This window comes from Pseudomonas baltica (assembly GCF_031880315.1).
GTDB lineage: Bacteria > Pseudomonadota > Gammaproteobacteria > Pseudomonadales > Pseudomonadaceae > Aquipseudomonas.
The window spans coordinates 2,850,932-2,863,642 of record NZ_CP134771.1 but is presented as its reverse complement, the minus strand read 5'-3'; the positions used below and the strand labels follow the sequence as shown (position 1 = coordinate 2,863,642).

The following is a 12,711-nucleotide window of genomic DNA, read 5'->3' as shown; positions in this document are numbered from 1 at the left end:
AACTGTGGGACTGGTAGAATCGCCGCCGGTTCACACGAGGTTTATCCATGCACGATTCACAGAGCGATCGCATGAGTGGCAGTGAAACCCGCGCGGCGGGTGGGCTGGCCCTGGTGTTCGCATTTCGTATGCTGGGCATGTTCATGGTGTTGCCGGTCCTGGCCACCTACGGCATGGACCTGGCCGGTGCTACGCCAGCGCTCATTGGCCTGGCCATTGGTGCTTACGGCTTGACCCAGGCCGTGCTGCAGATTCCCTTCGGGATCATCTCCGACCGCATCGGCCGCCGGCCGGTGATCTATGTCGGGCTGGTGATCTTCGCCCTGGGCAGCGTGCTCGCCGCTCAGGCCGACTCCATATGGGGTGTGATCGCGGGGCGTATCCTGCAGGGCGCAGGGGCCATCTCGGCCGCGGTCATGGCCTTGCTGTCGGACCTGACCCGCGAGCAGCACCGCACCAAGGCCATGGCCACCATCGGCATGAGCATTGGCGTGTCCTTTGCCGTGGCCATGGTGGTCGGCCCGCTGGTGACCCGTGCGTTCGGCTTGTCGGGCCTGTTCATCGCCACGGCGGTGCTGGCCATGGTTGGGGTATTGCTGATTCGCTTCGTGGTGCCTTCGGCTTCCCAGCATTTCACTCACCGTGAGTCGGGAGTGGCCAAGCAGGCTTTGGGGGCCACCTTGCGGCATCCCGATCTGCTGCGCCTGGATATTGGTATCTTCGTGTTGCACTCGGTACTGATGGCCAGCTTCGTGGCGCTGCCGCTAGCCCTTGTGCAGCGGGCCGGTTTGCCCAAGGAACAGCATTGGTGGGTCTATCTGACCGCGCTGGTGATTTCGTTTTTTGCAATGATTCCGTTCATTATCTACAGCGAAAAAAAGCGCAAGATGAAGCAAGTCCTCTCCGGGGCGATCGCTGTCCTCATGCTTACAGAGCTGTTTTTCTGGGAGTGGGGCTACAGCCTGGCGGAACTGGTGGTCGGTACGGTGGTCTTTTTCACCGCCTTCAACCTGCTCGAGGCCTCGCTGCCTTCACTCATCAGCAAGGTGTCTCCGGCTGGCGGCAAGGGCACGGCCATGGGCGTGTACTCCACCAGTCAGTTTCTGGGCGCGGCGATGGGCGGTATTCTCGGTGGTTTCCTGTTTCAGCACGGCGGTTTGAGCGTTGTATTTCTGGGATGCGCCGGGCTGCTGGCGATTTGGTTGGCCATAGCTGTTACTATGCGCGAACCACCATACGTCACGAGCCTGCGTCTGCCGTTGTCGCCCGAGGCGCTGCGTGAAACCGGCCTGAGCGAACGCCTCAAGGCAGTTCCGGGAGTGACGGATGCCGTAGTGGTGGCAGAAGAAGCTGCCATCTACATCAAATTGGACACAGAAATTTTGGATCGCCCGTCTCTGGAGCGCCTGGTCAATCCGGCCTCGGCGGCGAGCGAAGCCTAGGAGAACGTTATGGCCCGTGGGGTTAACAAAGTCATATTGGTCGGTACCTGCGGTCAGGATCCTGAAGTTCGTTACCTGCCTAACGGCAACGCGGTGACCAACCTGAGCCTGGCCACCAGCGAGCAGTGGACCGACAAGCAGTCGGGTCAGAAGGTCGAGAAGACCGAGTGGCACCGCGTATCGATGTTCGGCAAGGTTGCCGAGATCGCCGGCGAATACCTGCGCAAAGGTTCGCAGGTCTATATCGAAGGCAAGCTGCAGACGCGCGAGTGGGAAAAAGACGGCATCAAGCGCTACACCACTGAAATCGTCGTCGACATGCAAGGCACCATGCAGCTGCTGGGCGGCCGTCCGCAGGGCGACCAGAACGCTCAAGGTGGCGGCGGCAACAACTACCAGCAATCGGCCCCTCGTCAGCAGGCCCCGCGTCCGCAGCAATCGTCCGCACCGCAGCAGTCGCGTTCGGCACCTGCGCCACAGCAGTCCGCGCCGCAACCGGCTCCGGATTTTGACAGCTTTGATGATGATATTCCGTTCTAACGGCTATCTGATCCTGCTGTTACAAGAAGCCGCGTCCTCAGTGTCGCGGTTTTTTTTTGCGCTGCTGTAGCCGAGCTTTATAAAATCAGAGGCTGCCGTATAGGTGTGTAGAACTATAAGTCTCAAGAATTTAGCTACTTTATCCATGAGTGCTGTCCGCATCTTGTAGGAAAGCTAATTTCATATTACTCGGCGCCGCTTCACTAGTAGCTCAGTCGAAGAAGCCTGATTGTTTGTGGTTTTAGTCGTCCTGATGGCGGGCCAGGTTTTTGACCCTGTGCCCGCTGAACAGATGTATATATCAAATTGCTTTGTAGACCTGCTTATCAATGCGTTTAAATCGCAGGCAGTATCATGCCCCTCCGACCTTGATCTTCAACACATCATAAGGCGCCGCCCGCAAATCCTTCCCACCATTCAACCCTGGCGCCCGCTGCCACTGTCCGATCGTCACATACAGATACCCATCGCGGTAATACAGCCCATCCGGCCAGATCAGCCGCGGGTCCTGAGCCACGAGGCTGAATTGCCCCTGGGTATCTTTGGCGACGATCGCATGGTGCGAAGCATCACCGTAATACAGGGTGCCGTGCTCATCTACCGTAATACCGCCGTTCGACGCCGCCTGCCCCTCGAAGTGCACGGCCTTGGCCAGTTGCGCCTCGCTTTGTTTGGGGTCGCTCAGCAGCGCGGTGGGCAGGCTGTAGGTGTTGGCGTTGGTTGGGATAGTCCAGTACAGGGTTTTGCCATCCGGCGACAGCTCGATACCGTTCACGCCACCTTGAGGCATGGTGGCGTGGTCCACGCTGTAGGCGTGAGGTTTGCCCTCGACCCAGGTCATGTAGCCAGGGGCAGGCGATACCTGGGGCTGGTCCTTGAACAGCTCGCGTACCTTGCCGCTGGCGATGTCGACCACCAGCAGCGAGCTGTCGGGCTTGGAGAACCCGTTATTGGAGATGTACACGGTGCCTTGGGCGCCGTGCTGCATGTCGACCCGCAGATCGTTGAGCTGCTCGGTGTCGCGCAGTTGGGGCTTGTTGATCAGGATCGTCTTGCGCACCGTGCGGGTGGGGATATCGATGGCCACCAGCTTGGCGCTGTCGCGGGGGATGGCATCGATGCCCGCGCGCTTGCCTTCGTCCAGCACCCACAGGGTGTTGCCACTCAGGGTCAGCCCTAACGGTGAAACTAGCCAGTCAGCCAGGGGTTTATCCGATGGCACGGTGTAGGCGGTGTCCGGGAAGGCCACTGGCTGGCCGTTGACGATTTCCACCAGCGACGGGTCGCTGTGGTTGACTCCGGCTCGCGGGATGGTCAAGAACATCCGGCCGTCGGGGGTGACCACCACGCCTGAAGCTTCATTCTTTTGCAACGATACGGCGACTTGCACATTTGCCGCCGGGGCGCTGGGCGTAGCGAATACCGGGGTGGCGGCACAGGCGATAGCCAGTGCCAAGGCGCGCAGGCGATTGGGGCTGAAGGGCCGTTCCTGGGTGTTGCGCATAGCGGTGCCTCCTAGGCAGATATAAACCGTCACCGAGACTGAAACCGGTTTCAGTCCGGGTTTCAAAAAAAACCCGTAGAGGGCTGATCAGCGTATGGAAACATCCCGCGACGGCTTTGTTCCGTGAAAGATCGTTTAGCCAGCGTTACATTTAATGTCAGCGAGCTTAATCAGGTTGTCGTATCAGAACGTTCAGCGTTCAGCTCTTCCAGGGCCGAATGTTGTAATTCGAACAGCTTTTCCCGCACTCGCATCAGCGTGAACCCCAGCAGATTCAACCCCTGCCACGCCTCTGGCGACTCGGCCCGAGGATCGTCCATCGCCAGGCCGATACCCCAGATGCTGTCTACTGGGCTGGCCTCTACCAGCACGCGATCGCGGCTCGCCAGCAGGAACGCCCGGCATCCCAGGTTCTGTTCGAATTTGGCCAGGTTGGCGGCGAAAACGATCTCGCAACGTGCCTCTTCCCAACGTTGCTGATCGAAGCCTTCAACCTCGCGACCGAGCTTTTTCGCTTGCGCGGGCGTCTCTATCCGGATGATTCGCTCGGCCAGTTCAGGGTCGCCAAAGAAGCGCGCCTTCTCGGCCATCATGTAATGTTCGGCCGTGACGTACTCGTGGCCGTCCAGTGTGAAGGCCGCCGGATACCACTGGCTCAGGCAGCTACGGTCCACGGCATGGGGGTGGCGGGGCGTGTGGCCCCAGAAAAACAGATAGTCTGGATGGACGCCACCTGCAATGGACGCCTGTAGCGAACGAATATCGTTGACCCCTTGCATGTACTGCTCCTGAGGTGTGGCAATGGCGAAATTCCTGAAGCTTAGCAAGCCTGGTCGCGAATGAGCGCGACCAAGGAATCCCTGATACCTCACTCGTCCAGCGCCAACCCCTCCAACTCGACCCCACACATCTGTGCCAATACCTCCACCACCAGCGCGTGATCTTCACGCTGTGGCAGCCCGGAAACCGTCACCGCACCGATAAACCCACCCTTGCGCAACGCAATGGGAAAGCACCCGCCATGGGGCGCAAAATCGATCATGGGCAATCCCGAAGGATCCTGCAGTGTCTGTCCGTCACGCTCCAATGTCAGGCCGACTGCATAGGAACTCTGTTCCAGTAATTCGGTAACATTGCGCTTGCGCCGCGCCCACTCGGCATTGACCGCTACGGTGCCCGGCATGGCATACAAAAACACCGTGTCACGCGCGATCCGCACTTCGATAGTGGCTGCAGCTTCCCGCGCCTCACACGCCAGCTTCAGTCGATTGCCCAGATCCCAGGCGGTGGCCTTGTCGAAATGCTCGAACCTGATGGTCTGCTCCTGCAGGGCGATACGTCTCAGGTCTTCTGTTATATCCATTGTTGTCGCTCCGAGTCGTGATGTTGTTCAGCCGGAGAGTGTAGGGCACAGAGACGAATCTGCTCAGTCCAATAGCAATCCATGCCAGAGGCCCCCAGGCGCCAATAACAGCTTGCCTGCCATCAGGCAGCACACGCCGATCAACAAGGGTTTGATCAGTCGCGGACCAAAGCGCACCGCACATCGCGCACCCAGTTGTGCGCCCACGAAAGCGCCCCCGGCCATCGCCAGCGCCAATGGCAACAGAATGTTGCCCATCATTGCGAACACCGCCAGCGAGCCCAGGTTACAAGAGGCATTGAGCAGCTTGCTGTTGCACACTGCGCGCAGTATGCCTTGGCCCATCACCAATACGAACGCAACCATGAAGAACGACCCGACACCTGGGCCGAACACGCCATCGTAGAAGCCGATCAATGGCGCCAAGGTCAAGCAGAAAACTACGGCTGGCAGCTTGGCACGGCGTTCGTCGTTACTGAGTTTGGGGCTGAGCGCGAAGTAGATCGCGACGCCGATCAAAAGCACCGGTACCAGCGCTTCCAGTACAGCCCGGGGGATCAGGTTGACCGACAACGCTCCGAGTGCCCCGCCGACAAACGCCATGGCTGCCATGGGCAAGCCGCTGCGCCACTCGATCATCCCCTTGCGGGCAAAGGCAGCGGTAGCCGACACCGTCGCCGAGGCCGCTTGGAATTTGTTGGTGGCGATGGCAACCAACGGGTCAATGCCGCCCAGGAGCAGTGCGGGCAGGGTGATCAGACCACCGCCGCCGGCGATTGCGTCGAAGAAGCCGGCCAGCAGCGCGACGCCGGCCATGATCAGGATCAGCGAGAGTTCGATTTCCAACAGCGGATTTCCTTGCGTGAGTCCTCAGCCCTGGACCTTCAAAGGGTCTGCATTGAGGACAATGGGGGAGACGAAGCGCGAGTAACCGAACAGGCGAATCAGCAGACGCCGGTTGTCACGGATGATGTCTCGGCAGTGCAGCGCTCGATAATTGTTGATCAATAGGGCATTGCTCGCGGTCAAGGCGATCTTGATGACTTCACTGCCGCGCACCTGAGTGTTCAACGCTTGAAAGGCGGCAATCGCCGCTGGGCTAGCGTTTTCGTTCAGCGAGTAGCGATAACTGTTGTAGCGCAGCGCATAGCCGCCGTTGACGTCGAACTGCAGGATCGAGACGGCTTGCCCGCTGGAACCGCTACCGGTAACGAAGGAGTCGCTGCGGGTGTAATCGAAGGACGCGGAAGTCAACGCGAGTGCGGCTCTGGCACCGATGCGGTCGATGACCGGCGTCATGGGGATGATGCAGGTGGGCTCGCCCAATGGGTTCCAGCGCGCCGTCAGGATGAGTGTGGACGGCGCTGGAGAATGCCCGTCGAGCGGTTCAATCGCGCAGTGGTACGGCGCCTCGGTGTGAGGGCCGAGCGGCAGGCCTGCATGTGAACTGAGTTCAAGGCTGCTGTCCGGGGGTTCGTCGGCGCGGGGTAGCAGGCCACCGCCGCAAAAATTGCCGACAAAACGAATCAGTCGGGCGTTGTTGTCCATGTCGTAGGCAAACGCCCGATGTTTTACCAAATGCAGCAGTATCTGATTGCGTGCCGCCAGGTGCAGGCATTCAGGGGCGTTTTCCAGCACATGCAGCGGCGGTAAATCACTTGGGGGTGGATCCTGCCGAGGCGGCAGCAGCCCCGAGCACTCCAGCACGGCGAGATGACCGTCTGAATAGCGCCGCACAATATCGCGCTGGCCAGCGTTGAAGCTTCGATATAACCGTAGTGCCGCTGCGCTGGCGCAAGCAATGGCCCCGGGCAACTCGGGGCCTCCCGCAGCGGCAATGCGGTCGGCACTCTCGGCCAGCAGCGCGGTTTGAGTGGGCGAGAAAGACAGTTGTTCATATTCAAGATCGACGGTTGTCGACGCGTTTTTATGCGCGTGCATAGGGAGGATTCCATTCTAGGTGTTGTTCTTGTTGTCCTGAAACGCCCCTAGAATCGATTCCCCTGCAATCGATGTACAGAGGGAAATGCTGCCTGATAACTGCCTTTCTATTTGAAAATGTAACGACGTAAAAATTTGTTTCTGTATCAGTCAATCAACCCCTGCGCATCGTAAAACGGATACGGCCCTGGATAGTCACCGAGCACACCGGTATGGGTCACCAGCCCCTCCTGCGGATGCCACCAGTGCAACAGATACCCCGCCGGTTCCAGGCCGAAATGCGCTGGGGCATCTTGTTGCAGATCCAGCACGATTTGATGCGACGTCCCGGGGCACACATTCACCAGGCTGCCGCCAAAACGCTTTTGAATCGGCCGATGCAGATGCCCGCAGAGCAAGCGCTCGACCTGCTGGTGACGCGCCACTACGCGCTCGAATGCCGCCGCGTTGGCGAAGGGTTCGCGGTCCATGTGGCCGATGCCGGTGATGAAGGGCGGGTGATGGAGAATCAATACAGTCGGTACATCGGGCCGTGCGCCGAGGCGCTGATCGAGCCAGGCCAGTTGTGCATCGCTCAGTTGGCCGCCATGGGCGCCGGGGACGGTGGAATCCAGCCCGATCAGGCGCACCGGCCAGGCCTCATCAACCCAGTCGAGCGTGCCTCCGGTGACGGGCAGGCATGACTGCCCGCCAAACGCCGCGAGCATCTCCCCGCGATCATCATGGTTGCCCGGCACCAGGTAGAACGGCATGGCCAGTTCAGCCAGTAGCGGTGCGAGTACTGCATATTCATCGGCCCGGCCGAAATCCACCAGGTCACCGCTCACGACCACCACATCAGGGCGCGGCACACAGGCGTTCAAATGCGCCACCATGCGCTTCAAGGCGCCGAGGGTATCGACCACGCCATAGCTGAACTTGCCGCCGGCCTTGAGGTGGGGATCGCTGATCTGGGCTATCAGGAACGGCCGGCTCATGCCACGACCTCGCTGCGACCCGAGCCGTTGTTGAGTCGAAACAGATGCCGAGGCGCGATGCCCAGCGCGATGGCATCGCCGACTTGAAGGTTGGCGGCCTCATCGCAGTCGACCAGTAGCGGCTGCGCTGCGCCGATATCGACCAGCAAACGGCTATGGGCACCCTGAAAGAACTGCGCCACCAAGCGCCCATGCAAATGGCCATTGCCGCTCGCGACCTGCAGGTGCTCAGGGCGGCAATACAGGGTGTCGGGAAAATCACCAGCGCTCCAGGGCAGCTCGCCACCCTGCACCTTGAGCCCGGCCTGGCTGCGCTCCAGCACGGTGAAGGCGTTGAGGTTGCCGACAAAACCCGCAACAAAGCTGTTGGCCGGTTGCTGATAGATGGTCTGCGGCGTAGCGAGCTGTGCGACACGCCCCTGTTCCATCACCAGGATTCGATGCCCGAGCGCCATGGCTTCGCCCTGGTCGTGAGTGACGAATACCGCGGTGATACCGAGGTGGCGCAGCAGTTGGTCGAGCTCGCTGCGCAGGCGTTCGCGCAGTTGCGCATCGAGGGCGGCGAGCGGTTCGTCGAGCAGCAGCACCCGAGGGCGTGGCGCCAAGGCGCGGGCGAGCGCGACACGCTGGCGCTGGCCGCCGGACAATTCGTGAATGGCGCGCCGGCCGAGGTCCTTGAGGCCGACCAGCTCCAGCAGTTCGGCGCAACGGGCGTGGCGTTCGGCCTTGGGAATGCCGCGGATCTTCAGGCCATAGACGATATTGCCGGCGACATCCAGATTGGGGAACAGTGCGTAGTTCTGGAACACCATGCCCACGTCACGGCGCTCGATGGGCAGGGCGGTGACGTCCTCCTCGCCGAACAGCACGCGGCCGCTGTCGGGGCGCTCGAGGCCCGCAATCAGGCGCAAGGTAGTGGTCTTGCCGCAGCCCGACGGACCGAGAATGGCCAAGGTCTCGCCGGGGTGGATATCCAGGTCCAGCGAATGCAAGGCGACGGTGCCGTTGGTGAAGGTCTTGCGGCAACCTTCGAGGCGGATAGGGGTGCCGGTCATCGACGGTCTCCACGGGCAAGGTGGTTGCTGACGGCTTGCAGGGCAATGAGCAGCGGCACGATCAGCAACAGGAAAATCAGGGTGTAGGCGCTGGCGACTTCGAGCCGCGCCGAGGCGTAACTGTCTGCAAGGCCCACGGGCAGGGTCTTGGTCAGCGGGGTATGGAGCATCCAGGTCAGGTTGAACTCGCCCAGCGATAGGGTCACCACCATCAGCACACCGGCGACGATGCCGGTGCGGCAGTTAGGTACCACGATGGTGAAAAAGCGTTCCAGCGGGCCGGCGCCGAGGCTGGCGGCGGCTTCTTCGAGGAAGGGCAATTGCTGGCGCTGCATCACTGCCATCACCGGGCGTACCAGAAACGGCAGGGTGAAAATCACATGGCCGACCAGAATGAACAGCCAACTGCCCCGAAAGGCGCCGTACTGGCCATAGGTGAGCAACAACGCCAGCGCACTGGCCAGGCCGGGCATGGCCACGGGCAGCACCATCAATTCCTCGAAGGCGCGGCTATAGCGGTTGTTCATGCGCACCAAGGCATAGGCCGCCGGCACACCGATCACCACCACGCAAAGGGCGCAGGCAACGGCCAGTTGCAGCGACAGCCAGACCGTATCGGCATAGGCGTTCCATACCTGCGCCAGCCAATCCAGGGTCAAGCCGCTGGCGACCACGCCCTGGAAGTAATTGCGCGTCACACCGGCCAGCAGCGACATCAGCACCGGCACCAACATGAAGCTGCACACCAGCACCACGAACGTCAGCTGACTGTAGAACCACGCGCCACGTTTCATAGGTTGGCTCCCGTTTGACGAATCAAGCGCCGGGCCAGCAGCAGGGCGATCCAAGTGATCGCGCCGAGCACGACCGACAAGGCCGCCGCCATGGCGAAGTTGGCGTAATTGGTGAAGGTGTTGTAGATCGCCACCGGGGTGACGTTCAGTTGTGTGCCCAAGGTAAAAGCCGTGCCGAACGCACCCATGGCAGTGGCGAAGCAGATGGCCCCGCAAGACACCAGCGCCGGCGCCAGCCCCGGCACGATCACATCCAGCACCACGCGCCAAGGTTTCGCGCCCAGTGAGCGGGCGGCTTCTTCAAGGCTGCGGTCGAGGGTGTCGCACGCGGCCATGACCGTCAGGATGACCCGCGGAATGGAGAAATACAGATAGCCCACAAACAGCCCGATCAATGAATACGCGAACACCCAGTGCTGGCCGAACAGGCTGGCGGCGAGGCCCTGGCGACCGCCCAGCAGAATCACCAGAAACCCCACCACCACACCGGGGAAGGCCAGGGGAAAGGTCAGCAGCGCCACCAGGGCCGAGCGCCCGAAGAAGCGCTGGCGAGCGAGAAAGCATCCCACCACCGCCCCGATCAGGAGCGCGGCAGCGGTGACGACAACGGCCAGCGCGCAGGTCTGCGCCAGGCTGCTCAGGTATTGCGCGCTGCTCAGCACCTGCCAGTAGGCGGTGTCATGGCCGTCGCGGCGTTGCAGGCCGAGGGCGATCAAGTGCACCAATGGCAGCAGCCAGAACGCGCTCAATACCGCCAGCGCGGGAGCCAGTGCCAACGCTGCCGGCACCGGCAAGCGCCACGGTCGACGCGTCGCAGCCATGACTGGCAGAGCTCGCGCGCTCATCATTTGACCTCACGCAGATACTGCGCGCTGAAGGCTTCCTGCGCGGCAGCCATCTGCCCGTAATCCACGGTACCGGCGCGGGCATAATCGGCCTCGGGCAAGAAACGCTTGGCGACCTCATCGGGCATCTGCACCGGGCGCACCGGGCGCAGATAGGCATTGGCCCACAGCGCCTGGCCCTTGTCCGAGAGCACGTAGTCGAGGACCTTTTCGGCATTGGCGCGGTGCGGCGCATTCTTGGCCAGGCTCATCACGTAAGGCACTGACACCGTACCTTCGCTAGGAATCACGAACGCCACATTGGCCTTGTCCTTGTAACGAGCGCGGTAAGCGTTGAAGTCGTAGTCCACGAGAATCGGCAACTCGCCCGACAGCACTCGCGCATAGGCGGTCTGTTTGGGCACGATCGGCGAGTTTTTCGCCAGCTTGCGGAAGTAGTCCAGGGCCGGCTCGAAGTTGTCGAGGGTGCCGCCCATGGCGCGGTTGATTGCCACTGCGGTCACGTAGCCGACAAAGGCGCTGGACGGATCGAGGTAGCCGACCATGCCCTGATACTCCGGCTTGAGCAGATCAGCCCAGCTTTTTGGTACTGGCTTGCCGCCCAAGGCGTCGACGTTGACCATCAGGCCGAGGGTGCCGGAGTGGATCGCGAACCAGTGACCTTGCGGGTCCTTCAGGCCCGCAGGAATATCATCCCAGCCCTTGGGTTTGTAAGCGTCGAGCACCCCGGCCTTCTGCGCCTGCAGGCCGAAGGTCACGCCGTAATAGACCACATCGTCCACCGGTGCAGCCTGTTCGGCCACCAGTTGTGCGAGCGCCTGGCCGGAGTTCTTGTTATCCAATGGCACGTGCACGCCGGTGTCGGCGGCGATGGCCTGCAACTGGGTGCCCCAATCGGCCCACTCGGGCGGGCAGTTGTAGCAGATGGCGGTTTCGGCGGCCGGGGCGAGGCGGGCGATGCCCAGCAACAGCACGGCGGCCAGGGTACTAGCGGACCTTTTCATGGGGGATGCTCCAAGTGAGGGCGATGCTGTCGCCGGGGCGGATATGACAGGGCAAGCAAATAGAGGCAGGGGCACCGCCGCCGATCAGGGCGAGCAACTGGTCGATCACGGCCTGGGCCAGCGCCTCGATGGGCTGCACCACGGAACACAGCGAGGGATGAATCTGAGTGCCGAGGGCGATGCCGTCGAAACCGATCACCGACAGGTGCCGAGGTACCTGGCGACCGCCGCGACGCAGTTCGGCGATGACGCTGATGGCCAGTAGATCGTTGGAGCACACCAGTGCCGTCGGCGCTTCAAGGCCACGCAGCCAGGGCGCTAGCACGATAAGGTCGGCGCGGGTGTGGGCGGGCATTTCGATTACCGGCATCGGCTTCAGGCCGCGAGCCTGCAGGGCGTCGCAATAACCCTGATAACGCAGGCGGGCGCGGTCCGATTGCAGCGCGGGGCCGGCGACCATGCCGATATGGGTGTGGCCCAGCTGCAGCAGGTGCTCGGTTGCCAGTTGCATGCCGGCGCGGTTGTCCACCGACACGGCGCTGAAGTCGGCACGTGTCGGTTGGTGATAGGCGAGCACGAACGGCGTGGCTTCGCGGCTCAGGGCATCGAGCAGCGGATTGTCCTGGGCATCGGTGACAGTCAGTACCAGGCCGTCGACGCGCTGGCGCAGCAGGTCCTCGACCACTTCGGCCTCGCGAGCGCTGTCGTAGTCGGTGGTGGCCAGCAGCAAGTTGTAGCCGTGCACGCGGGCGACCCGCTCCATCGCCTGAAACTGCTCGGCGAACACCGGGTTGAGCAGGTTGGGTACGACCACGCCGATCATGTGCGTGGCTTGCAGGCGGAACTGGCGACCCAGCCGATTGGGGCGAAAATTCAGCGTCCGCGCGGCGGCGAATACCAATTCACGCGTCGCCTCGCGGACCACATCCGGTGTGGCGAACGCGCGAGCGGCAGTGGCGCGGGAAACCCCCGCCAGTTGTGCAACATCTTTCAAATCGGTCATGGGCGCCTGTTTGAGATCGATCTCATTGGCGCCGATTGTGGCGTGGGGATGTGGCAGAAAAAGGGCTGGGGTATTGCAGTTGTGTGACGGATGGAGCCCGTGTTTACGGGGTCAAACGGAGTTTATTGGCTATCGGTTCAGCACAACTCTGCAAAATGCAATAATATCCGCCTTCTGCCTCGCGCGTGGCCTGGTCTGTCGGCCACCGTGAGCCATCATTGTCAACAGACCGTGCTGCACGGT

General features: G+C 61.7%; 13 protein-coding genes. 2 read left to right on the top strand and 11 right to left on the bottom strand.

Annotated elements, in window-relative coordinates; translation table 11 throughout:
* Nucleotides 1-47 precede the first annotated feature (47 nt).
* Nucleotides 48-1,442 (top strand): MFS transporter, encoded by a 1,395-nt coding sequence (locus REH34_RS12715; RefSeq protein ID WP_226507459.1) that lies wholly within the window; start codon nucleotides 48-50, stop codon nucleotides 1,440-1,442.
* A gap of 9 nt (nucleotides 1,443-1,451) precedes the next feature.
* Nucleotides 1,452-1,982 (top strand): single-stranded DNA-binding protein, encoded by a 531-nt coding sequence (locus REH34_RS12710; RefSeq protein WP_311971827.1) that lies wholly within the window; start codon nucleotides 1,452-1,454, stop codon nucleotides 1,980-1,982.
* Nucleotides 1,983-2,334: 352 nt separating this feature from the next.
* On the opposite strand, the gene REH34_RS12705 is transcribed toward REH34_RS12710, so the two are convergent.
* The 11 genes from REH34_RS12705 to REH34_RS12655 form a co-directional block, all read right to left on the bottom strand.
* Nucleotides 2,335-3,486 (bottom strand): L-dopachrome tautomerase-related protein, encoded by a 1,152-nt coding sequence (locus REH34_RS12705; RefSeq protein ID WP_311971826.1) that lies wholly within the window; start codon nucleotides 3,484-3,486, stop codon nucleotides 2,335-2,337.
* Nucleotides 3,487-3,656: 170 nt separating this feature from the next.
* Nucleotides 3,657-4,265 carry an NADAR family protein gene (locus REH34_RS12700; RefSeq protein WP_311971825.1) on the bottom strand — a complete coding sequence of 203 codons (609 nt, stop codon included), beginning with the start codon at nucleotides 4,263-4,265 and terminating at the stop codon, nucleotides 3,657-3,659.
* An 89-nt stretch (nucleotides 4,266-4,354) separates the two neighbouring features.
* Nucleotides 4,355-4,849: a heme-degrading domain-containing protein gene (locus tag REH34_RS12695; protein ID WP_226506246.1), complete on the bottom strand. Its 495-nt coding sequence runs from the start codon at nucleotides 4,847-4,849 to the stop codon at nucleotides 4,355-4,357.
* A 63-nt stretch (nucleotides 4,850-4,912) separates the two neighbouring features.
* Nucleotides 4,913-5,698 (bottom strand): TSUP family transporter, encoded by a 786-nt coding sequence (locus tag REH34_RS12690; RefSeq protein WP_311972088.1) that lies wholly within the window; start codon nucleotides 5,696-5,698, stop codon nucleotides 4,913-4,915.
* A gap of 21 nt (nucleotides 5,699-5,719) precedes the next feature.
* Nucleotides 5,720-6,790: a hypothetical protein gene (locus REH34_RS12685; protein ID WP_311971824.1), complete on the bottom strand. Its 1,071-nt coding sequence runs from the start codon at nucleotides 6,788-6,790 to the stop codon at nucleotides 5,720-5,722.
* 146 nt (nucleotides 6,791-6,936) lie between these two features.
* Nucleotides 6,937-7,767 (bottom strand): phosphodiesterase, encoded by an 831-nt coding sequence (locus REH34_RS12680; protein ID WP_311971823.1) that lies wholly within the window; start codon nucleotides 7,765-7,767, stop codon nucleotides 6,937-6,939.
* Nucleotides 7,764-8,822, bottom strand: coding sequence for an ABC transporter ATP-binding protein (locus REH34_RS12675; RefSeq protein ID WP_311971822.1), 1,059 nt, complete (start codon nucleotides 8,820-8,822; stop codon nucleotides 7,764-7,766). Before REH34_RS12675 ends, REH34_RS12680 begins: the two co-directional genes overlap by 4 nt.
* A complete protein-coding gene (locus tag REH34_RS12670) occupies nucleotides 8,819-9,616 on the bottom strand; it encodes an ABC transporter permease subunit (protein WP_311971821.1) in 798 nt (265 codons plus the stop codon). Before REH34_RS12670 ends, REH34_RS12675 begins: the two co-directional genes overlap by 4 nt.
* A complete protein-coding gene (locus tag REH34_RS12665; RefSeq protein ID WP_311972087.1) occupies nucleotides 9,613-10,437 on the bottom strand; it encodes an ABC transporter permease in 825 nt (274 codons plus the stop codon). The genes REH34_RS12670 and REH34_RS12665 overlap by 4 nt, the downstream gene beginning before the upstream one ends.
* 23 nt (nucleotides 10,438-10,460) lie before the next feature.
* Nucleotides 10,461-11,465: an ABC transporter substrate-binding protein gene (locus tag REH34_RS12660; RefSeq protein WP_226506251.1), complete on the bottom strand. Its 1,005-nt coding sequence runs from the start codon at nucleotides 11,463-11,465 to the stop codon at nucleotides 10,461-10,463.
* A complete protein-coding gene (locus tag REH34_RS12655; RefSeq protein WP_311971820.1) occupies nucleotides 11,449-12,468 on the bottom strand; it encodes a substrate-binding domain-containing protein in 1,020 nt (339 codons plus the stop codon). Before REH34_RS12655 ends, REH34_RS12660 begins: the two co-directional genes overlap by 17 nt.
* Nucleotides 12,469-12,711 lie beyond the last annotated feature (243 nt).